Origin of the sequence: Cedecea colo, assembly GCF_011808225.1 — a bacterium.
Taxonomy (GTDB): domain Bacteria; phylum Pseudomonadota; class Gammaproteobacteria; order Enterobacterales; family Enterobacteriaceae; genus Dryocola; species Dryocola colo.
In genome coordinates this window covers 757229-779726 of sequence record NZ_SOYS01000002.1, presented here as the reverse complement: position 1 = coordinate 779726, position 22498 = coordinate 757229, and the positions used below count along the sequence as shown (strand labels likewise).

Sequence of the window (22498 nt, the reverse complement as noted above, 5' to 3'; positions counted from 1 at the left end):
CGAAGGTTTTTTCTCATAAGGTGGTGAGGGCATGACAAAATATTATGTCACCCATCGCCTGACCCAAAATTATTTGCCAATTTTAAGTAGAGTGTTAACCCCAGGTTCTTCTGATAGAGAAAAACGAAGCGGCCTCTACCAGATCCGCAAATAAACCGACGAAGAAATAACGCAGACTGTTAAGGCGGTGAGATGACGCTCTTCAACTCTTTTTGGCAGGCGGGTTTCGAAGGTGCCGATCACAGGACAAAATGGGGAAACGCGGTTTCCATGAACGCTGCCACGGGGCACGACCAGCGGGCGCGGGAGGACTATCAGCGGCTAAATCCTTTTGGTTTTGCTACCGTCCGTGAAAGCGTCGGCTGGCGTTTAGTGGAAGGCAAAGACGGATATGACTTTTCGACCATCGCGGCAAAGATGGTCGCGGCAGAGGAGGAGAATATCCAGATTTGCTGGACGATTTGCCATTACGGCTGGCCAGACGATACCGACATCTTCGCAGCGGATTTTATTACACGTTTTGCCCGTTTATGCGGCGCGCTGGCCGCTTTTTTACGGCCTTACTATTCTCAGGCACCCGTTTATTCACCGGTTAACGAGATTTCCTTTACCAGTTGGGGATTGTCGGTAGGACTGTTTCCCTGCTCCGCCCCTCCCGGCGAGCGCACCGGAGAAGAAAGTAAACGCCAGTTAGTGCGGGCATGTATCGCCGCCTGCGATGCCATCTGGCGAGCTGATCCACGAGCCAGAATTCTTCATTGCGACCCAATAATTCATCTGGTGCCGCCGGATAACGACCCTGAAGGGCTCGAAAACGTGGCGAACTGGCACGCCGCCCAGTTTCAGTCCTGGGACATGCTGGCGGGTAGAGTTGAACCGGAGCTGGGAGGAGCCTCGCGGTATCTGGACCTGATAGGCGCCAATTATTATCACGACAATCAATGGGAAAGCGGCAGCAATCAGCGGCTTTGGTGGCACCTGGGCGACCCAAGGCGCAGACGGCCCTGCGAGATGCTGCTGGAGCTTTATCAACGTTACCAGCGCCCCATTTTGCTGGCAGAAACCAGCCATGTGGGCAGCGGACGTGGGGCATGGATAGAGCAGGTGGTAACGGAAGTGGCACAGGCTCAGTTGGCAGGCGTTGAAATGTTGGGGATCTGTCTTTACCCCGTCATCGACCGGCCTGACTGGGAGGATGAAAATGCCTGGCATCACAGCGGACTATGGGAACTTGACCGCGACGGCGCGGATCCATTTGCACGACTACTGGATACGGTTTATGCCAACGCTCTGTTGCGGGCGCAGCACAGGCTGGATCTGTTTCGAAAGCGACTGGACGTTGTAACAGACATCAGAAAACAAAGGCCTTCTATGAAAAAAATTTATATTTTTAGCCATTTACGTTGGGGCTTCGTTTTCCAGCGCCCCCAGCATTTAATGACCCGCCTGGCTCAGCATTATCAAATATTTTTTATTGAAGAGCCGATGTTTTCACCTGATTCACCCGGACTGATGCTTTCGCATCCCGCGCCGAATGTGACCGTAGTGCAGCCTCACACGCCTTTACAGGTGGCAGGTTTTCACGACGGCCAAATCGCTTATATGCAGCCGCTGCTGGCGGAATTCATTGAGGAAGGTGATACGCCGATCGTCTGGTTCTATACCCCGATGGCGCTACCCTTGCTGACCGGGTTTACTCCAGCGCTTGTGGTATACGATTGTATGGATGAGCTGTCCGCCTTTGAGCAGGCACCCAGACAACTGGTGCAACGTGAATCCGCGCTGCTGGCGCGGGCTGATATCGTTTTCACCGGGGGACCAAGTCTTTATGCTGCGAAAGCAGGGCGGCATCCCAACGTTCACTGTTTTTCGAGTAGCGTAGATGCCGTGCATTTTGAGCAGGCGCTCGACAGAAACAATCATCATCCGTTACAGGATGCGTTGCCTCATCCTCGGCTGGGCTATTGCGGCGTTATTGATGAACGAATGGATCTGGCTTTGCTCGCGGCGCTGGCGGATGCGCATCCGGAATGGCAGCTGATTATGGTGGGGCCGGTGGTGAAAATCGACCCGGCTCAGCTTCCCCAAAGAGAAAACATTCATTACTTTGGCATGCAACCTTATCAGGCTTTACCGCATTTTATGGCTGGCTGGGATGTCTGCCTGATGCCTTTTGCGCTTAATGCCTCAACGCGCTATATCAGCCCTACTAAAGTTCTTGAGTATATGGCTGCGGAGTTGCCGATTGTCAGCACCGCAATCACCGATGTGGTGCAGCCTTACGGTCATGTTGTGGCTATAGCCCAGGACATCGCGGGCTTTATTTATGCCTGCGAACAGGCGCTGGCAATGACGCCGGAAACCCGAGCCGAGCAGCGTCAGCAGATGAAAGCCATAGTGTCTGCAACCTCGTGGGACAATACCGCCAGGGCGATGTACGAGCTGATGGAGAAAGCATCCACGCAGGAGCAGGCGGTGCAGGTACAGGCGCATGGGATAAACGACGAGGCGGCGCAACGGCAGGTTACGCGTCTGCCGCTGGCACACACAGGTAAGGTAACCGCCGCGCGTTGCCTGATTCTGGGCGCCGGGCCTACCGGTCTGAGCGCCGCGTATCATTACGGTTCTGAGGCCGTGTTGCTCGAACGTAATGGCAGCGTGGGAGGATGGTGTCGCTCCATTGAAGATAAAGGATTTACCTTCGATTATGCCGGACACATTATGTTCTCGAACGATCCCTATGTGTTGGATCTTTATGAAATGCTGCTGGGCGACAATATTCACTGGCAGGAGCGCGAGGCGTGGATTTATACCGATGGGGTATATACCCGCTATCCCTTCCAGGGGGCGCTCTACGGTTTGCCCGCAGAGACAATCAAGGAATGTCTGCTCGGCGCGATAGAGGCCAGATACGGGCAGGCTGGCGGCGCGGCGAATTCCTCTGAAAATCAAAAGCGGCTTTCAGACTGCTGCGCTGATGGAACGGTGCCTGATTTTAACCAGTCGAACTCTACAGGCCAGGCGTGCCCAGGAGAGAGTTTTGAAGCCTTTATCTATCAGACGTGGGGAAAGGGAATCGCCCGCCACTTTGCTATCCCTTACAACAAAAAATTATGGACCGTACCGCTTTCAGAAATGGAAACATCATGGCTGGGCGGGCGTGTGCCGCTGCCGGATTTAGCGCAGATTATCGAAGGTGCTATTGAACCCGTCGGCAAACCGATGGGGCCAAACGCGCGCTTTGGCTACCCGCGCAAAGGCGGTTTCCAGGCGCTGATGTCCGGCTTTTTGCCGCATATTCAGGGCGTCGTGGAGACAGGCGCTGAGATTAGCCAGATTTACCCCGCTCAGCATATTGCCGTGCTCCGTGACGGCAGGCACTACCGTTACGAGCAGCTAATCAGCACCCTGGTTCTGCCTGAGCTTATCGAGATGATGGGAAATGAAGCCCCTCCCGATGTCCGGGCGGCGGCCAGCGGCTTACATCACGTGTCAGTAAGGTGTGTAAATCTGGGCATAGGACGAGCGGATTTAACGGATAAGCACTGGATCTACTTTGCAGGCGATACCCTGTTCCACAGAATATTTGTGCAGGGAAATGCGAGCCCTGAATGTAATCCTCCAGGCGGCTGCGGGTTGACGTGTGAAATAAGCTATTCGGACAGCAAACCGCTGCCGCTGGAGGGAAAAGCGCTGACCGACAGGTGCATTCGCGAGTGTATTGCGGCAGGCATCTTCAACGCTGACGATGCGATTATCACTACCAATCAAATCGATATTCCGTTTGCCTACGTTATTTACGACAGGCAGCGCAAAAGCAACGTTGAGACGATACGTAAGTGGCTGCTGACACAGGATATTACGCTGGCCGGACGCTACAGCGAATGGGAGTACTACAATTCCGACCATGCTTTCCTTGCCGGAAAGACCGCCGCCGAAAAAGTGAAAAGTCGGGGCTATGTGCGCTCGGGGTCAGACTCGTAAAAAAATCCACGCGATTGCGTGGATTGAGATTGCTGCCAAAGAAGGAAAAAACGTGGTTTTTCCTTCTTTGGATTTACCAGCGCAAAATAAATCCATTGATTTTACTGGTTTTTATCTGGCGATATACGTTCAACCTGAGCAGGCTGAGGGTTTGCTGTCAGTCTGAATCCACGCGATGGCGTGGATTTCCTGTCAGCAACGGCCAAAAAACTTACAGCACACCCTGGCCCAGCATCGCATCGGCTACTTTCACAAAGCCCGCAATATTCGCGCCGCGTACATAATGGGTTTGTTTGCCCTCGCCGCCGTAGTTTACACAGGCTTCGTGGATATCCAGCATGATGTGGTGTAGACGAATGTCCACCTTCTCTGCTTTCCAGCTCAGGCGTGCGGCGTTTTGCGCCATCTCCAGTCCGGAGGTTGCCACGCCGCCCGCGTTGGCCGCTTTGCCCGGCGCGAACAGCACGCCAGCTTCGAGGAATAGGTCGGTGGCTTCGATAGTGGTTGGCATATTCGCGCCTTCCGCTACGGCTTTCACGCCGTTGGCGATAAGCGTGCGGGCCGCCTGTTCATCCAGCTCGTTCTGGGTGGCGCACGGCAGGGCAATGTCAACCGGCACGCTCCACGGCTGCTGGCCTTCAAGCCAGGTCAGCCCGAACTCGCGCGCGTAGTCCATTACGCGGCCATCGCGGCTGGCTTTGATTTCGCACAGTCGCGCCAGCTTTTCCGCAGTAAAACCTTCTTCATCCACCACGGTGCCGTTTGAGTCAGATGCCGTGACAACCCGGGCGCCCAGCGCCATCGCTTTTTCGATGGCGTATTGCGCCACGTTGCCGGAACCGGACACCGCAACGCGCATATCTTCGAAGCCCAGCCCGTGGCGTTGCAGCATGGCATCGGTGAAGTAAATCAGGCCATAACCCGTGGCTTCCGGGCGGATCAGGCTGCCGCCGAAAGAGAGGCCTTTGCCGGTAAACACGCAGGCGGTGTTGTTGGAAAGTTTTTTCATCATCCCCGCCATAAAGCCGACCTCGCGGCCTCCCACGCCGATATCGCCCGCAGGCACATCGGTGTCCGGCCCCAGGTGACGGTAAAGCTCAAGCATCAGCGCCTGACAGAAGCGCATGATTTCGCCTTCGCTTTTGCCTTTCGGGTTAAAGTCGCTGCCGCCTTTGCCGCCGCCCATTGGCAACGTGGTAAGGGCGTTTTTGAACGTCTGTTCAAAGCCGAGGAATTTCAGGATAGAGAGATTTACCGACGGATGGAAACGCATCCCGCCTTTAAAAGGGCCGATGGCGGAGTTGAACTGTACGCGCCAGGCGCGGTTAACCTGCACCTGGTTGCGGTCATCCACCCAGGCGACGCGAAACTGAATCACGCGCTCCGGCTCGACCAGACGCTCCAGCAACGCCGAACGACGATACTGCGGATTCTGTTCAAGAAAAGGCCACAGGGTAGTCATGACTTCGCGCACCGCCTGGGAAAATTCGGTCTGGTGCGGGTCGCGCTGTTGTACTGAGGTTAAAAACTGTTCCAGAGAAACGGTACTCTCCATTAAGAAAGCTCCTTGTCGTCAATGTTGTTGTGATGTCTATAGTGGTTATTTTTTGACTATAACATTCTCTTATTACGTCGCCGCAAGCGTTTTCTTTTTATTATTCTCAGAGAGTTATTAGCGTCGTTAATCGCTCAGCGTCATTAAACCAGCGCGCGGAAAAGCGTTGTTCCGCCGCAAAAGGGCCGAGGCGGACGATGAGCTTCAGCTCGAGGGAATGCTTGTTAATTGTCGTGATTTCTGCGGCGGAAAAATCGAAATATTGTCCGACGTGTCGATATAACGCCTTGAATAAACTCTCTTTAGCGGAGAAAACTAAAGTCAGGGCAGCGGGGAAGGGCAGGCCGCAGATAGCAAGCAGCTCGCGCTCGGCCGCGTTGACGATGCCGTCGGCAATATCCTGCGCATCGTAAGCGTTCAAAATGATTTCAGTATCGATGCCAATTCCACAAGGCCTGGCCGGGCTATCGGCAATAACTGTCGCCAGCGCTAAGCTGTCGATATGGGTAATGCTGCCGGTAAACCCCGGCGGCCAGCAAGGCGCGCGATGCGCTCCAATATCGGGAATATAATCGTTCACGCCATAAAGACGCAGCGCTTCGTGTGCGGCAATTCGCCCGGCCAGATGTTCGGCTTTGCGTCTGGCGACGGCGTTCGCAAGCCTGTCGTGATGGGGCAGCCACAGGAGATCGTCGGGCTTAAAAGTAGAAACGTCGAAATCCACGCGTATAACGCGTGGACAAGGAAAAATGTCAAAGTGAGCAAGCTGATAGTGCATAAGTTTTAAGGAGGAGGTAAACCTCCTCCCGCTCACGCTTAGAAGTGCGTATTTACGCTCATATAGTAAGTACGTCCAGGTTCGTTGTAGGTGTACGCGCCTGCGCCCGCCATATAAGAAGCATCGGTGAGGCTACCGGTGGTTTGAGCATTACCCGCACGCCACAGTCGCTTATCGAAAATGTTATCCACGCCGCCGGTCAGGCTGACGTTTTTGGTCACATCCCAGCTCGCGCTCAGGCCAACGATGCTGTACGGACTCACTTCATCTTTCTCAGACCCGGTGACGGGCTGACCTTTGTAGTTGTACTTCTTCGGCTGCTGCTTGCCGTACCAGGTGAAGGTTGACTGTACGGAAACATCCTGCACAACCTGCCAGCTCAGCGTAGAGTTCAGCGTGTACTCAGGAATAATCGACAGTCGGTCACCGGTCTCCTTGTTCTTGCTTTGCAGCATATAGGTAATGTTGTTGCTCCAGTTAACCGTATCGCTAACCGGCACGTTCAACGTACCCTCAAGTCCTTCCACTACCGCTTTCGGCACGTTTTCCCACCGGTAGATATCAGTACCGCTGGAGTTTGAGGTAACTGGCGCATAGCCCGCCTCAATCTTGTTGCGATAATCATTACGGAACCAGGTCACACCGGCCAGCCAGCCGTCGCGTTTGAACTCAAGACCGATCTCTTTGTTGATGCTGGTTTCGGCTTTAAGGTCGTCGTTACCCATCATGTAGCAGCCGACGCCATCGGCGCTGGCGTAACAGCCCTGGCCTTTACTGTACAGAATATAGTTTGGGTTGGTCTGATACAGGCTCGGTGCTTTATAAGCACGGCCAATGCCCATTTTCAGGGTGAAATCATCGCCCAGACCCTGAGAAAGGTTGAGCGACGGGCTCCAGTTATTGCCCACAATCGTGTGGTGATCGAAACGCAAGGCTGGCGTCAGCATTGTGGAATCGGTCACTTCGATATTGTCTTCGGCAAACAGCGAGAAAATCTCTGCTTTGGAGTAAGGGTTACGGTTGGCTGAATCAATGCCGTCGATAGCGCCGCCGGTATTTTTACCCGTCAACGCCTGCCCGTTGGAGGACATGTCTTTCATCCGCTGCTGGTTCCACTCCGTACCCAGCGTCAGGTTCTGGTTAACCAGCAGCTCGAACGGCAGGCTGATCTCGCTGTGCAGCATGACATCGCTAAGGTCGATGTCGGTAAACGCATTGCTATTAAATAGCCCTTCGAGACCGCCAGCCAGGCCTTCGCCAAGACGAGAGTTACGGGTGTGCTCGTACTGCACCCAGTTGCTGGTGGTGATACCGTTGTCCCAGCCGCCGTTCCAGGTCAGCGCGTAGTTCTGGCGATAGAGGCGATTGGTCTCCTTGCCATAGTTCTTCTTCACATAGCCGTTGGTTTTATTGTCGTTATTGGTGTTCTGCGTATCACCGGCATACAGGTTGCCCTGACGGCTGTAACCGGCCTCCAGTTCAAGAGACTGCATCGGCGCGAAGTCCCAACGCATGACGCCGTTGATATCTTTGTTCTCTACCCCTTCGCGTCCTGCAGGCAGCGTATCGGCATAGTTCCCTGTCCGAGCCGACTGATGGCCCTGGTTGATATCCCACGCATCGGCCTGGGTTTTATCGAGGTTGCCGGTCAGACGGAAGCTAAAATCGTCGCCCAGCGGGCCATTCAGGCTAAAGTTGGTGCGTTTGGTGGAACCTTCTTCTTTATGTTCCGGTGCGTTGAAATAGGTATTCCAGGAACCATGCCAGCCATCGTTGAATTTTTTGGTGATGATATTCACCACCCCGCCCGCCGCGCCGTTGCCGTAACGTACCGCCGCAGGGCCACGAATCACTTCGATACGCTCGATCATTTCCGGCGGCACCCAGCCGGTATCGCCGCGGGTATCTCGCTCGCCGCGCCAGCCCAGGCGAATGGAGTTTCGGCTGGTTACTGGTTTACCGTCGACCAGAATCAGGGTGTTTTCCGGCCCCATGCCGCGGATATCAATCTGGCGGTTGTTGCCGCGCTGTCCGCTGGTAGAGTTGCCGGTCAGGTTTACGCCCGGCATGGTACGGATGATTTCAGAGACATCACGCGCGGAAGGGCGCTTTTTAAGTTCTTCGGCGGTGATGGTAGAGACGCCCGGAGCCTGCAGGTTCTGCTCGGCGGCCGTTACTACCATCGTTTCTTCTTGAGCGGGATTTTGTGCGGTTTCTTTGCTGTCAGCAGCGTTCTCTTGCGCAAATGCCGGAGGCGCAACGCTGTAAATTCCCATATTGATGAGCATCGCAAGGGAATATTGGATCTTCTTATTCATTATGACGGCCTGCTTGAACGCTGTCCTCCGTATCTTCCTTGCCCAGAGGGCCGGAGTGCAGCATGGATGTCCATGAGTCATACCGATACCGCGCGACGATGCTGAATTAAAGAGCAGCATTTTCCCTGGCATTCGGCAACTGGTTGTTTTCGCTCAGGAGCCGTAGCCCAACGAGCGCGAATACGCTATTGCAAATGAAAATAATTATCAATAGTATTATCAATATATTTCTGAGCAATGAAATTTATGCTATTAATAACAAAAGGTTATGATTTGGTGGCTAAGACGCAGATCGGAAGTGACAGCTGGTGGCAGGAGATTGCGGCGCAGCGCGGGCCGTCCGTCGTCTGTGGAAAGGACGGCAGTTGCACCGTGACGTTCTGGTGGCGCGATCCGGCAGGAGACGAGCGCACATCGGACATCAAGCGCGTATGGATTTATATCACCGGCGTGACCGACCACCATCAGCGTTCCCATCCGCAAACGCTGGAGCGCGTCGCGGGCACCGATGTCTGGCAATGGCAAGCACGGCTCAGCTCGTCATGGCGCGGTAGCTACTGCCTGATCCCCTCTTCCGGTGAAGACGACTTTCCCGCAGCGGCGCTTACCGGAGAAGCGCCAGATCCTGTCGCTCTGCGCGAAGGCTGGCGCAAAACGTTGCCGCATGCGGTTGCCGACCCGTTTAACCCGGACAGCTGGCGAGGCGGACGCGGACACCCTGTTTCTGCGCTTCATCTGCCCGATGCGTCGCTACAACCGGGCTGGGATACCCCGGCAGCTTGCTGGGAACCCGCGCAGTGCATCACCTGGCAGAGCAAGCGGCTGGGAAACAAGCGCCGCGTGTGGATTTTCGCAACCGGTGATAGCGCACCGGAACAGCGTCCGCTGGCTATTTTACTCGACGGGCAATTCTGGGCGGAAGGCATGCCCGCGTGGCCAGCTCTTCAGGCACAGACCAACGCTGGCGCGCTGCCGGAAGCCATCTATGTGCTGATAGATGTTATTGATAACGCGCACCGCAGCCGGGAGCTACCCTGTAATTCAGATTTCTGGCTGGCGGTGCAGGAAGAGCTTCTCCCTCAGCTACGGGAATATGCGGCATGGAATAATAACCCGCAAACCACGGTCGTGGCCGGGCAAAGCTTTGGCGGATTGTCATCGCTATATGCCGGGTTACACTGGCCTGAAACGTTCGGCTGCGTGCTCAGCCAGTCCGGTTCTTACTGGTGGCCGAAGCGCGATCCTCAGCAGCAGGATGGGCTGCTTATCAGGCAGCTACGGGAAGGGCAAATCAAACCTGAACCATTGCGTATTTACCTTGAGGCGGGCATGCGTGAACCGCTTATTCACCGGGCAAATCTTCGCCTTTATCCCTTATTACAACAAACACAGCGAGCTGTTTTCTACCGCGAAGTTGACGGTGGACACGATGCGCTTTGCTGGCGTGGCGGCCTGCTTGACGGGCTGGCCTGGCTCTGGCAAGCCCCGATTAGACAGGAGTAAGGCATGGAATACAGTAATCCTTTCGACGCCCCGCAGGGCCGTTTTTTCATCCTCGAAAATGCTGCAAAACAGTTCAGCCTATGGCCGGAAAACTGTGCGCTGCCCGCAGGCTGGCAGGTAGTGTGCGAGCCCGCTGTGCCGGAGATCTGCAATAGCTGGCTTAACGCTAACTGGACGAATTTACAACCGGTCTCTTTTGTTCGTGAAGGAGAGGCGAAGTGAGTGAAGTGCTGATGACAACACCCGTAGTGCAACAAACTGACATGCTGCCGCTGGTGGCTGCGCAACCCGGTATCTGGATGGCGGATCAGCTTTCGCCGCAGCCCAACGCATGGAGCGTGGCGCACTATGTAGAATTAAACGGAAGTCTTGATGAGGCGCTGTTATGCAGGGCGATTATTGCCGGCATGACGGAGGCCGATACCCTGCGCATGCGCTTTGGTGAAGTGGATGGCATTGCCAGGCAGTGGATCGATCCTGCCGCCGTTTTCGCGGCGCCCACCTGTCGCGATCTGCGCAATGAGACCGATCCACGGGCCGCTGCGCTTGCGATTATGCGTGACGATCTTGACCAGGATTTGCGCCTCGCAAGCCAAAAGCCGCTTTATCACCACGAACTGCTGCGCCTGAGCGACACGCGCTGGTTCTGGTATCAGCGTTTTCATCATCTGGTTGTCGATGGCTTCAGCTTCACTGCTATCACCCGCAGGATCGCGAATATTTATACGGCTTACTGCCGTGATGAACAGCCGGAACCATCACCGTTTACGCCGTTTAGCGACGTGGTTGCGGAATACGAACGTTACCGTGAAAGCGATGCCTGGAAACGAGACGCGGCTTTCTGGGCTGATAAAGCTCGTCAGCTGCCGTTGCCAGCCACGCTTTCCACGCAGCCGCTTAGCGGGCAGGGCTCCACCACGAAGCTTATCCGCCAGACGCTAAGTTTTGACAGGGAAGATTTTCGCAGGCTGGTGGCCGGTAGCGGTCTGAGCGCCGCAGATATGGCGCTTGGCCTGGTCGCGCTGTGGCTCGGCCGGTTAAGCGGACGCGCCGACTATTCCGCCGGCTTTATCTTTATGCGCCGCATCGGCTCAAGCGCGCTGTGCGCGACCGGCCCGGTGCTGAACGTTCTGCCGTTTGGCGTGCGCATCCGGCCAAATGCCACGCTACCCGAACTGGCGCAGGAACTTGCGAAAGAGCTGAAAGGAATGCGTCGTTATCAGCGCTACGACGCTGAGCAAATCCAGCGCGATCTGGGCCAAATCTCCAGCGGCGAGCCGCTGTTTGGTCCGGTGCTGAACCTGAAAATGTTCGATTACCGTCTCGACTTTGCCGGCATAGAGGGCATTACGCATCAGCTGGCTTCCGGCCCGGTACGCGATCTGGAAATTGCTTTATACATCAGCGAACAGGGCGACTTCTCCCTCGAACTGCTGGCAAACGAGGAACGCTATGAGGCGCAGGCGTTGCAGCAGCATATGGCTCGCCTGCCGCTATTATTACGCCAGTTTGCGGCTAATTCCGCATTACGTTGCGTGGATGCCGAATTGCTGCATGACGCCGAAACCGCCTTGCTGGAAAGCGTCAATGATACGCAAACACCGGTGCCAGCCACCACATTGAGTAGCCTGATAGCCGAACAGGCACGCCGCACGCCGGACGCGCCGGCTTTGGCCGATGAACATCACCAGTTCACCTACCGGGAAATGCGCCACCAGGTGCTGGCGCTGGCAAATGCGTTAATCGCTCAGGGCGTTAAACCGGGCGATGTGGTTGCCGTGGCTCTTCCGCGCTCGGTCTTCCTGTCGCTGGCGTTGCAGGCAATTGTCGAAGCGGGGGCCGCCTGGCTGCCGCTGGATACCGGCTATCCGGATGAGCGCCTGCAAATGATGCTGGAAGATGCCGCCCCGCGCCTGCTGATTACCTCAGCCGAACAGCTGTCTCGCTTTAGCGTTATTAACGGGCTGAAAACCTTCTGCTATGAGCATGAGCTGGCGGCGGCGGATCTGCCGGAGCATCTGGATCTTTCACAGCCGGAACATACCGCCTACGTGATCTTTACTTCCGGTTCAACCGGTCGTCCGAAAGGCGTAATGGTAGGGCAGCAGGCTATCGTTAACCGGCTGTTGTGGATGCAAAACCATTACCCCATGAACGACGAAGATGTCGTTTTGCAGAAGACGCCGTGCAGTTTCGATGTGTCGGTCTGGGAGTTTTTCTGGCCGTATATAGTCGGCGCGCAACTGGTAATGGCGCCGCCTGAAGCGCACCGCGATCCCGAGGCGCTGCAACGGTTATTTACCCGCTATCGCGTTACGACCACGCATTTTGTACCGTCAATGCTGGCGGCGTTTGTTACCGCGCTCACCAGCGATGAGGCAATTTTATCCTGCGCTACGTTGCGACGCGTGTTCTGTAGCGGTGAAGCGCTGCCTGCGGATCTGTGCCGCCAGTGGCAGCAGCTTACGCACGCGCCTTTGCACAATCTGTATGGCCCAACCGAGGCCGCCGTGGACGTAAGCTGGTATCCGGCGTTTGGTAACGAACTGGCCCGTGTTGCGGGCAGCAGCGTGCCGATTGGCTGGCCGGTATGGAATACAGGATTGCGCATTCTGGATGCCGCGATGCGCCCGGTGCCGGTGGGGATCGCAGGCGATCTTTATCTCACCGGGATCCAGCTGGCGCAGGGATACCTTTCACGTCCGGATCTGACGGCAAGCCGTTTTATTGCCGATCCTTTTGCTGCCGGTGAGCGTATGTATCGCACCGGCGATGTGGCGCGCTGGCTGGAAAACGGTGCGGTGGAATATCTGGGGCGCAGCGACGATCAGCTTAAAATTCGCGGTCAGCGCATTGAACTTGGGGATATCGACCGGGCGATGCAGGCGCTGGAAGATGTTGCTCAGGCGGTGACGCATGCCTGCGTGCTCAATCAGGGTGCTGCGGTCAGCGGCGGCGATGCGCGTCAGCTGGTGGGTTATCTGGTTTCCACATCGGGCGCTCCATTACCCGTTGATTCCATGCGTGAACAGCTGGCAGATATGCTGCCTGCGCACATGGTGCCGGTGGCGCTGGTGCAGCTGAAGGATTTCCCGCTCAGCGCCAACGGTAAGCTCGACCGCAAAGCATTACCGCTGCCGGAAATGGCCCGGCGTGGTGCTGGCCGTGCGCCAGAAAGCGAAATCGAAAAGACCATCGCCGAAGCCTTTGCCAGCCTGCTTGGCTGCGGGATCCAGTCGATAAATGATGATTTCTTCGCGCTTGGCGGGCATTCGCTGTTAGCGATGCGCCTGGCCGCGGATCTCAGACGCAAGCTGAAAATACCGGTGACGCCGGGCCAGATAATGGTAGCTTCTACCGTTGGCCAGCTTGCGGAAGTGCTGGCGGAAGAACGCAGCGAAGAAGAGGCGAATCGCGCAGGTTTTGATGCCGTATTGCCGCTGCGTAAAAGTACCGGGCCGACGCTGTACTGCTTCCATCCGGCTTCTGGTTTTGCCTGGCAGTTTAGCGTGCTGCAACGCTATCTTGACCCGCGCTGGTCGATAACCGGCATCCAGTCGCCGCGTCCAGCAGGCCCGATGCAGCAGGCGGAAAATCTGGCACAGGTTTGCGAGGCGCATCTGGCGACGTTGCGTAACTTACAGCCACACGGGCCGTATTATCTGATGGGCTATTCTCTCGGCGGTACGCTGGCGCAGGGCATTGCCGCCAGGCTCGAAGCCGCAGGGGAAGAAGTCGTCTTCCTCGGCCTGCTCGATACCTGGCCGCCAGAAACGCAGAACTGGGCGGAGAAGGGCGCGAACGAACTCGATCCGGCGGTGCTGGAAGAGATTGACCGCGAACGTGAAGCCTTTGTTGCGGCGCAGCAGGGGCAAACCTCAGACGCGCTGTTCCAGGCCATTGAAGGTAACTACGGGGATGCGGTACGGCTGCTGTCTACGGCCAGCAGCGCAACGTTCGCCGGGAAAGCGACGCTGTTTGTTGCGGAACGAACGCTGCCGGAAGGCATGGACCCGCAAAAAACCTGGGCGCCGTGGATAGCCGAGCTGGACGTTCATCGTCTGGACTGCGCCCACGTGGATATTATTTCCCCGGATGCGTTTGTTGAGATTGGACCGGTGCTACAGCGGGTGCTGGCCCTGTAATTCAGGCCCTCCTCTCTTTTGGAAAGGGGGGCTTCACCCGCTGCTGACATGTCTGGCAATAGAATTTAGCGACTTCAGGTTCGTCCCAGCGGCACGACCAGCGGCGTATGCGCCACCGGATCTTCAATAATCATGCAGCGCAGGCCGTAAATTGCCTCAATCAGTTCCGGGGTGACGATATCGCCCGGAGCGCCTTCAGCAACGATTTTCCCGTCGCGCAGCGCAATTAAATGCGTGGCGTAGCGGCAGGCCTGATTTAAATCGTGCAGCACCGCCGCCAGCGTATAGCCCTGCTCACGGTTTAGCTCGCTCAGCAGCTCCAGCAAATCAATCTGATGGCTGATGTCCAGCCAGGTGGTCGGCTCATCCAACAGCATGATGGAGGTTTCCTGCGCCAGCACCATCGCAATCCATGCGCGCTGCCTCTGGCCGCCGGATAGCGTATCCACAGGCTGATCGGCCAGGTCTTCAATATGTGTCGCCTGCATGGCGCGGGTGACAGCGCTGCTATCCTCTTCACGCCAGCGGGTAAACATCGGCTGGTGCGGATAGCGTCCTCGCGCCACCAGTTCAGCCACGCTGATATCACCCGGCGCGCTGGCGTTTTGCGCCAGCAGGCCGATGCGCCGCGCCACTTCTTTGGTCGCAAAACGATGAATTTCATTACCATCAAGCCATACCTGGCCTGCCGTAGGCTTCATCAGGCGACTTAACGTGCGTAACAGCGTTGATTTACCGCAGCCGTTCGGGCCGATAATCGCGGTGAATTTCCCGTCAGGAATGGTGACGGTCAACCCGTCGGCCACCACGTGAGCGCCGTATCCCAGCGTAAGCTGCTCGCCGTACAGACGCGATGGAGTGGAGATCTGGCTCATTTCTTACGGGACTCCTGAATCAACAACGCAATAAGGTAGATGCCGCCGAGGCTCACGGTCACCACGCCTACCGGCAACTGGTACGGCATAAACAGACGCTGGGCGCAGAGATCCGCGCCGAGTAATAAAGCCGCGCCGCACAACGCTGACTGTAATAAGCCCCAGCGGGAAGTGCCGCTCAGACGACGGGCAATATGCGGGGCGACAAGCGCAATAAAGGATATCGGCCCGGCAAGCGCGGTAGCGGCAGCGGTGAGGATTACCCCGGTCAGCATCAGCATCATACGCGAACGCTCAACGGAAACCCCGAGGGCGCAGGCGCTGTCATCCCCCATCTCCAGCAGCCGCATACGACGCACTAACAGCGCGCCAGCCGCCAGCGCCAGCAGCATTAAAGGCGCGGCGGGGAAGGTTTTGGCCCAGGTCAAACCGTTCAGGGAACCCGCATTCCATAATCCCGCAGAGAGCGCGGTCTCCAGCGACGCGTGCAGCAAAAGCCAGGTATTAAACGCCACCAGCATGGCGCGTACGCCGATGCCGATAATAATCAGGCGGAAGGTTTCGATGCCGTTGCGCCAGGCAAACAGCCATACCACCAGCGAAGTGAACACGCCGCCTGCCATCGCGGCGGCGGCAATGGCCGTCTGGTGCTGACCAAACAGCACCATGGCTATCAGCACGCCGCTCCAGGCGCCGGTATTAAAGCCCATTACGTCCGGGCTGCCGAGCGGGTTGCGCATCAGTGACTGAAATATTGCACCGCTCACGCCCAGCGCCGCGCCGATTAGTAAGGCCATTAACACGCGCGGCAGCCGCCATTCAACCACCACCAGGGAAATATTACGCGGCGCATAGCCGAGCAATGCTTCAACAACCTGGCCTGCCGAAAGCGGAAGCACGCCGCTGCCAAGGCTCCATACGCCAAGCGCCAGGCTGAAGAAAATCAACAGCAGGCACAGCATAATCAGGCGAGGGGAGAGGCGATTCATAATCCGCCCCCTTTACGCTGGCGACGCACCAGATAAATCAGCATCGGCGCGCCGATAAAGGCGCTGACCACCGACACGCGCAGCTCGCCAGGCACCAGCATGCGGCCAATGATATCGGCGAGCAGGAGAAGCGTTGGCGTGGCGAGCAGGGTAACGGGAAGCGACCAGCGGTGATCGGCGCCCACCAGCCAGCGGGCCAGGTGCGGCATCATCAGGCCGATAAACGCAATAGGCCCGACCGCCGCCGTAGCGCTTCCGCACAGCAGCGTAATGGCAATTAAACCGCATAGCTGGGTTCGCGCAACTTTGCTGCCCAGCGCCGTAGCGGTATCGTTGCCCATGCTCAGACTGTTAAGCGAGCGGCCGAGCAACAGCGCAATCGCGCCGCCCGCAAGCAGCGGGACGAGAATAATCTTCAGCGAAGAAAGGGTGCGGATATCAAGTGAACCGGCCTGCCAGAAGCGGAGCTGGTCATAGACCACCGGATTAAGCAATGCGATGCCGCTGCTCAGGCCTTCCAGCACCGCGGCCAACGCAACGCCTGCCAGCGTCAGGCGGACCGGGCTAAGCTGCCCGCCGCCCTGGCTGCCGGTAAACGCCACCACCAGCGTCGCCATTAGCGCGCCGAAAAACGCCAGCCCGAGAAGGGCAAACGGGGATGTCAGGCCCCAGACCGCAGCACCGACAACGATAGCAAAGCTGGCACCGGCGTTAACGCCAAGCAGGCCGGGATCGGCGAGGGGGTTTCTGGTGAGCGTTTGCATCAGCGCTCCGGCGAGGCCAAGCGCACCGCCAGCGAGAATACCCGCCAGCGTTCGTGGCAGACGCGCGTCCAGCACGATGGTGCAATCCGCGCTCTGGCACTGACCGCCGAGCGCAGCTATCACCACATCAACCGGCAGCGATTTTGCGCCTGATAACAAACTGAGAGTAGCCATTAATAAAAGCAAAAAAAACAGGATCAGCAGAACAAGCGTGCGTGCTGATAACCGCGAAGCCGACATATTTCCGCCCGACAAATAACCTTACGTGAAATTAAATGATAGTTATTATCATTATCACTCTTATTTGTTTATGGTAGCATGAGCCGCCACGCACCCGGAAAGAAAAATTCGTTTTAAGGTCATGTAATGAACCGCAATTCTTTGTTGTTAAATCTCAGCCTGCTGAAAACCCATCCGGCATTCCGCGCCGTGTTTCTCGCTCGTTTTATCTCCATCGTCTCGCTGGGGTTGCTGGGCGTAGCCGTGCCGGTACAAATCCAAACGCTGACGGGTTCTTCGTTGCAGGTCGGTCTTGCGGTAACGCTGACGGGCGGCTCGATGTTTATCGGGCTGATGATGGGCGGGGTGCTGGCGGACCGCCACGAGCGCCGCCGTCTTATTTTGCTGGCGCGTTCAACCTGCGGATTAGGCTTTATCGGGCTGACGCTCAACGCGGCGCTGCCGGTTCCTTCGCTGGCCGCTATCTATCTGCTCGGCGTGTGGGATGGCTTCTTTGGTGCGATTGGCGTGACCGCGCTGCTGGCGGCGACGCCCACGTTGGTTGGCCGTGAAAACTTAATGCAGGCGGGGGCGATCACCATGTTGACGGTGCGCCTTGGCTCGGTCATTTCGCCGATGATCGGCGGGCTGCTGCTGGCATCCGGCGGCGTAGTCTGGAACTACGGGCTGGCCTCTATCGGCACCTTTGTGACGTTAATCCCGCTGCTGAGTCTACCGCAGCTACCGCCGCCTCCGCAGGCGCGGGAAAATCCTCTGCTTTCCCTGCTTAACGGGCTGCGTTTTCTGATAAGCCACCCAATTATTGGCGGCATTGCATTGGTAGGGGCGCTGCTGACTATGGCGAGCGCGGTGCGCGTGCTGTATCCGGCACTGGCTGGACACTGGCAGATGAGCGCCGGGCAAATCGGTCTGATGTATGCCGCCGTTCCTCTTGGCGCGGCGACTGGCGCGCTGACCAGCGGGCGCATCGCCCATCACGCTCGTCCCGGTGCGATTATGCTGATAAGCGGCATCGTGTCTTTTATTGCGGTTGGCCTGTTCAGCCTGATGCCCGTCTGGGGCCTGGGGCTGGCCTGCCTTGCGCTGTTTGGCTATCTCAGCGCCATCAGCTCGCTGCTGCAATACACGCTGATTCAGTCGCTTACGCCGGATAGCATGCTGGGTCGCATCAACGGATTGTGGACGGCACAGAACGTCACGGGCGATGCCATTGGCGCTGCGATTCTGGGTGGGATGACGGTTGCCATGACGCCCGTTGCGGCGGCAAGTTCGGGTGGGCTGGTGCTGGCCTTAATCGGCGTGGCGCTGGCGGTTGTGCTGGTGCAGCTGCGTCGCTATCAGCAGGCCGCCCCGGTGGAGTCCGAGACGGCAACGGCAAAATAATTACCCGTTGGCGAACAGCTCGGTCATGCGCTCCAGTATCCGGCTTGCGCTGTAGTAATCGAGACGGAACGTTTCGGTGCCCAACGGATAGACATGCTTGTTTTTTACCGCTGGCAGGTGCGAAAGCAGCGGGTTATTTTCCAGCGCGCTCGCGTCTTTCTCGTCGCCGGCGAACAGGAAAAGGCTCTCCCCGTTCAGGCCAGCCGCGAGGTTTTCACCGCCAAGCTGCAGGATGTCGTGGCGTTTGCCCATGCTCTGGCTGGTGTGAATAGCTTGCGGCACCGTTGCGAGCCTGAACCCAAGCTGCTGGAGTAATTTGCCCTGCGCGGATTCAGGCGTCCAGACGTTCGCGGAGCGGGAGGCGGGGCTGTAGACCAGCGCGGTAACGGGCTGCGGCGGCAGCGTAATACGTTTTTTCGCATCTGTAAGCTGTTTATCAAAGCTGGCAATGCGCTCAGCGGCCTGTTTTTCATGGCCGGTTATCGTACCGAGCTGCGTCAGTACCTGCTGCCAGCTTTTGTCATCGTAATTGATAACAAGCGTGGGGGCGATAGCGGAAAGCTGGTCATAAAGGGCAAGGGCGGAATCCCCGCCGGTGGCGCTTATCAGGATTAAATCCGGCATCTGTGCGGCCACGGCTTCGGCGCTTGGCTCACCGATGTAGAGGCGATTAACGTTACGCTCTTTGGCGATTTTTCCCCACTGGCGCAGGTAACCCTGGCTGTCTGCCACGCGGTTGCCGGGCGTAGTTGCCCCGCTGGCGATCACCGGCGCATCAATGGCCAGCAGCGAGCCGGTCAGCGTGACGCTGGTGGAAACAATACGTTGCGGCGCCTGTGTCAGCATGTGCGTACCGCGGCCGTCTATAACCTGGCGCGGCCAGTCGGCGGCGTGGGCTAAATTGCTGAGGCCCAACAGTAAAGCGGTGCTAAAAGTAAGATTAACCAGGGCTGAGGGAATTCTGATTTTCACGCGGGCGATCCTGTTAAAGTAATCAATAATGCTTCTCATTTTCATGATTATGCCGTATCGGTGCAAGCGTGGGAATGGTTAAAAAAGTTTTGTCCCGATTGACAGAGAGAAGGATTCTCTTTAGGTTACGACACCGAAATACAAATGATAATTATTATTAATATCCTTTATCATTTTTAACGGAGAACGCATGGATACATTACTGGCCGAGGAGCCACAGAAAAAGCAGCTAACCCCTTGCGCGGATAGCTTTTTCTTTATGTCTCCTTATCGGAGTTTTTCAACTCAGGGCTGCTTTACGCGGCTGGATTGTCCCGCTGAAGATGGTGCGAATGTGCAGGGCAACCTGCAAACACAGCTGCAGGATGCCTTTGCACGCGCCGGAAAACAGGGGATTGAGAAGCCGATAGTCGTGGGCGCGATTCCGTTTGATACCCAACAGCCGTCTGCGCTGTTTATTCCGCAAAACTGGCAGGCGTTTTCGCGTCCTCAACGCCAGCAGGAAGCCCAGCAAAGCAAGACGGTGATACAGCCGGGCATCGTTACCCGCAAAGCCATTCCTGAGCAGGATAAATTTATGGAAATGGTGGCGCATGCCGCCGCCGCAACCCGCCAGCCGGGTATTGATAAAGTGGTTCTTTCGCGTCTGATAGATATCGAAAACGCCGCGCCGATTGATATCGCTGCCCTGTTAAACCGGCTAATTGCGCAGAATCCTGCCAGCTTTAACTTCCACGTCCCGCTGCCCGATGGCGGTTCGCTGTTGGGCGCAAGCCCTGAGCTGCTGCTGCGTAAAGATGGCGAAACGTTCAGTTCGCTGCCGCTGGCCGGTTCTGCCCGTCGCGATAAAGCAGATGCCCGGCGTGACAAAGCGGTTGGCGAGGCGCTGATGAATTCAGCCAAAGACCGTCATGAACATGGCCTGGTCACCAGCGCGATGCAAAACGTACTACAGCCGCGCAGCCGTTATCTGGCGCTGCCGGATGTACCTGAACTGATTACCACGCCAACGCTCTGGCACCTTGCCACGCCAATTGACGGCGAAACGAAAGATCCCAGGGACAACGCGCTGTCGCTTGCCTGCCTGCTGCACCCAACTCCCGCGCTCAGCGGTTTCCCCCACGACGTTGCACAACGGTTAATTGCCGAGCTGGAACCGTTCGACCGCCAGCTGTTCGGCGGTATTGTCGGCTGGTGCGATGCCGAAGGTAACGGCGAGTGGGTGGTTACTATTCGTTGCGCACGCGTGGCGAATAAACAGGTTCGTTTATTTGCCGGCGCGGGCATTGTGCCCGCCTCGTCGCCGGAATCCGAGTGGCGCGAAACGGGCGTAAAACTTTCCACCATGCTTAACGTATTTGGACTTAATTAAATGGCGATTCAATTCACCCGCTGGCCGGAGGATCTGGCCGCACGCTATCGCGAAAAAGGCTACTGGGCCGATCTGCCGCTTACCGATATCCTGAGCCGTCATGCCAAAAATGACGCCATTGCGCTTATCGACGGCGAGCGTCATTACAGCTATCGCGATCTGGAGCAGGCAGCCACCCGCCTGGCCTGCGCGCTGCAACGCCGCGGTTTACGTACCGGCGAGACTGCGCTGGTGCAGCTTGGCAACGTGGCGGAACTCTATATCACCCTGTTTGCGCTGCTGAAGATTGGTGTTGCGCCCGTTAATGCCTTGTTCAGCCACCAGCGTACCGAGCTTGAAGCCTACGCAAAGCAGCTTGAGCCAGCGTTACTTATCGCCGACCGCAAGCACAACCTTTTTGCGCACGACGATTTCCTGAACGCCCTGTGCAGCCAGAATCCTTCTCTGCGCATGGCGGTATTGCTGAACGAAAACGAACGTAGCCGTTCACTCAGCGCGTTTATCAGCGAGCCGGAAGATGGCTTTGTCGCTACGTCGTCGGCGGCAGATGAAGTGGCCTTCTTCCAGCTTTCCGGCGGCACCACCGGCACGCCGAAACTCATTCCACGCACGCATAACGATTACTACTACAGCATTCGCCGCAGCGTGGAAATCTGCCGGTTCGATGCAGATACCCGCTTTTTATGCGCAATTCCTGCCGCGCACAACTATGCGTTAAGTTCGCCAGGCTCGCTTGGCGTGTTTTATGCAGGCGGCCGCGTGGTGCTGGCGGGCGATCCGAGCGCCACGCTGTGCTTCCCGCTTATCGAACGCCATCAGGTAAACGTTACTGCCCTGGTTCCGCCTGCCGTCAGCCTTTGGCTACAGGCGATTAGCGAGTGGGGCAGCAACCAGTCGCTGACGTCGCTGACTTTATTACAGGTCGGCGGCGCACGCCTGAGTGAAGCGCTGGCGGCGCGTATTCCGGCTGAAATTGGCTGCCAGCTCCAGCAGGTGTTCGGCATGGCAGAAGGCCTGGTGAACTACACGCGCCTTGATGACGACAACGAACACATCTTCAAAACCCAGGGTAAACCTATGTGCCCGGACGACGAAGTGTGGGTGGCCGATGAAAACGGTGATCCGCTGCCGCAGGGTGAAGTCGGCCGCCTGATGACGCGCGGCCCGTACACTTTCCGTGGCTATTACCGCAGCCCGGAACACAATGCCAGCGCCTTCGACGCCAACGGGTTTTACTCATCCGGCGATCTGATCTCGATTGCTGAGGACGGCTACATCACCGTTCAGGGCCGCGAAAAAGATCAGATTAACCGCGGCGGAGAGAAGATCGCCGCCGAGGAGATCGAAAACCTGCTGCTGCGCCACGAAGAAATAATCCACGCCGCGCTGGTATCGATGGAAGACAGCCTGCTGGGTGAGAAAAGCTGCGCGTTTATCGTAGGCAGCCGCCCGTTCCGCGCCGTGGAGATCCGCCGCTACCTGCGCGAGCTGGGCATTGCGGAATTCAAACTCCCGGATCGTATCGAAATTGTTGCAAGCCTGCCGCTTACGCCGGTTGGCAAAGTGGACAAAAAACGTTTGCGCCAGCTGATTGCCCAAAAACAGCTGGCTTCCTGATTG

14 protein-coding genes are annotated in these 22498 nt (G+C 57.1%); 7 read left to right on the top strand and 7 right to left on the bottom strand.

Features of this window, described 5'->3' with window-relative positions; all coding sequences use genetic code 11:
- Positions 1-192 precede the first annotated feature (192 nt).
- Positions 193-3984, top strand: a complete 3792-nt coding sequence (locus E2L00_RS08145) for an NAD(P)-binding protein (RefSeq protein WP_167609496.1) — start codon at positions 193-195, stop codon at positions 3982-3984.
- Positions 3985-4195: 211 nt separating this feature from the next.
- On the opposite strand, the gene gdhA is transcribed toward E2L00_RS08145, so the two are convergent.
- From gdhA to E2L00_RS08130, 3 genes are all read right to left on the bottom strand, one after another.
- Positions 4196-5539, bottom strand: a complete 1344-nt coding sequence (gdhA, locus tag E2L00_RS08140; RefSeq protein ID WP_167609493.1) for an NADP-specific glutamate dehydrogenase — start codon at positions 5537-5539, stop codon at positions 4196-4198.
- A gap of 106 nt (positions 5540-5645) precedes the next feature.
- Positions 5646-6263: an enterobactin synthase subunit EntD gene (gene entD / locus E2L00_RS08135; protein WP_338031904.1), complete on the bottom strand. Its 618-nt coding sequence runs from the start codon at positions 6261-6263 to the stop codon at positions 5646-5648.
- 92 nt (positions 6264-6355) lie between these two features.
- Entirely contained in the window at positions 6356-8635 is a 2280-nt protein-coding gene (locus tag E2L00_RS08130) for a TonB-dependent siderophore receptor (RefSeq protein ID WP_167609487.1), read from the bottom strand.
- A 276-nt stretch (positions 8636-8911) separates the two neighbouring features.
- On the opposite strand from E2L00_RS08130, the gene fes reads away from it, so the two are divergent.
- The 3 genes from fes to E2L00_RS08115 are packed head-to-tail and all read left to right on the top strand — an operon-like array spanning position 8912 to position 14283.
- The gene (gene fes, locus E2L00_RS08125) at positions 8912-10138 is read left to right on the top strand and encodes an enterochelin esterase (RefSeq protein ID WP_338031903.1); all 1227 of its coding nucleotides are present in this window, start codon (positions 8912-8914) and stop codon (positions 10136-10138) included.
- Positions 10139-10141: 3 nt separating this feature from the next.
- Complete coding sequence (locus E2L00_RS08120; protein WP_167609481.1) at positions 10142-10360, top strand: MbtH family protein; 219 nt, start codon at positions 10142-10144, stop codon at positions 10358-10360.
- Positions 10361-10371: 11 nt separating this feature from the next.
- Positions 10372-14283, top strand: a complete 3912-nt coding sequence (locus E2L00_RS08115; protein ID WP_167609711.1) for an enterobactin synthase subunit F — start codon at positions 10372-10374, stop codon at positions 14281-14283.
- 74 nt (positions 14284-14357) lie between these two features.
- Here the strand turns inward: E2L00_RS08115 and fepC are convergent, their stop codons facing one another.
- Genes fepC through fepD form a run of 3 tightly spaced genes read right to left on the bottom strand, consistent with a single transcriptional unit; the run spans position 14358 to position 17151 of the window.
- Positions 14358-15158, bottom strand: a complete 801-nt coding sequence (fepC, locus tag E2L00_RS08110; protein WP_167609478.1) for an iron-enterobactin ABC transporter ATP-binding protein — start codon at positions 15156-15158, stop codon at positions 14358-14360.
- A complete protein-coding gene (fepG, locus tag E2L00_RS08105; RefSeq protein WP_167609475.1) occupies positions 15155-16147 on the bottom strand; it encodes an iron-enterobactin ABC transporter permease in 993 nt (330 codons plus the stop codon). Before fepG ends, fepC begins: the two co-directional genes overlap by 4 nt.
- Positions 16144-17151 (bottom strand): Fe(3+)-siderophore ABC transporter permease, encoded by a 1008-nt coding sequence (fepD, locus tag E2L00_RS08100; RefSeq protein WP_167609472.1) that lies wholly within the window; start codon positions 17149-17151, stop codon positions 16144-16146. Before fepD ends, fepG begins: the two co-directional genes overlap by 4 nt.
- A 126-nt stretch (positions 17152-17277) precedes the next feature.
- Here fepD and entS point away from each other — a divergent pair, with 126 nt between their 5' ends.
- Positions 17278-18534, top strand: a complete 1257-nt coding sequence (gene entS / locus E2L00_RS08095) for an enterobactin transporter EntS (protein WP_167609469.1) — start codon at positions 17278-17280, stop codon at positions 18532-18534.
- On the opposite strand, the gene fepB is transcribed toward entS, so the two are convergent.
- A complete protein-coding gene (fepB, locus tag E2L00_RS08090) occupies positions 18535-19482 on the bottom strand; it encodes a Fe2+-enterobactin ABC transporter substrate-binding protein (RefSeq protein WP_236127708.1) in 948 nt (315 codons plus the stop codon).
- Positions 19483-19696: 214 nt separating this feature from the next.
- Here fepB and entC point away from each other — a divergent pair, with 214 nt between their 5' ends.
- Both entC and E2L00_RS08080 read left to right on the top strand, forming a co-directional pair.
- Positions 19697-20878 carry an isochorismate synthase EntC gene (entC, locus tag E2L00_RS08085; protein WP_167609465.1) on the top strand — a complete coding sequence of 394 codons (1182 nt, stop codon included), beginning with the start codon at positions 19697-19699 and terminating at the stop codon, positions 20876-20878.
- A complete protein-coding gene (locus tag E2L00_RS08080) occupies positions 20879-22495 on the top strand; it encodes a (2,3-dihydroxybenzoyl)adenylate synthase (RefSeq protein ID WP_167609462.1) in 1617 nt (538 codons plus the stop codon). It begins immediately after the preceding gene.
- Positions 22496-22498 lie beyond the last annotated feature (3 nt).

Coding starts and splice junctions, on each gene's coding strand:
- gdhA (WP_167609493.1), bottom strand. CDS start 5,539: ATGGAGAGTACCGTTTCTCTGGAACAGTTTTTAACCTCAGTACAACAG.
- E2L00_RS08080 (WP_167609462.1), top strand. CDS start 20,879: ATGGCGATTCAATTCACCCGCTGGCCGGAGGATCTGGCCGCACGCTAT.
- fepD (WP_167609472.1), bottom strand. CDS start 17,151: ATGTCGGCTTCGCGGTTATCAGCACGCACGCTTGTTCTGCTGATCCTG.
- E2L00_RS08145 (WP_167609496.1), top strand. CDS start 193: ATGACGCTCTTCAACTCTTTTTGGCAGGCGGGTTTCGAAGGTGCCGAT.
- E2L00_RS08115 (WP_167609711.1), top strand. CDS start 10,372: ATGACAACACCCGTAGTGCAACAAACTGACATGCTGCCGCTGGTGGCT.
- E2L00_RS08130 (WP_167609487.1), bottom strand. CDS start 8,635: ATGAATAAGAAGATCCAATATTCCCTTGCGATGCTCATCAATATGGGA.
- E2L00_RS08120 (WP_167609481.1), top strand. CDS start 10,142: ATGGAATACAGTAATCCTTTCGACGCCCCGCAGGGCCGTTTTTTCATC.
- fepC (WP_167609478.1), bottom strand. CDS start 15,158: ATGAGCCAGATCTCCACTCCATCGCGTCTGTACGGCGAGCAGCTTACG.
- entS (WP_167609469.1), top strand. CDS start 17,278: ATGAACCGCAATTCTTTGTTGTTAAATCTCAGCCTGCTGAAAACCCAT.
- entC (WP_167609465.1), top strand. CDS start 19,697: ATGGATACATTACTGGCCGAGGAGCCACAGAAAAAGCAGCTAACCCCT.
- fepG (WP_167609475.1), bottom strand. CDS start 16,147: ATGAATCGCCTCTCCCCTCGCCTGATTATGCTGTGCCTGCTGTTGATT.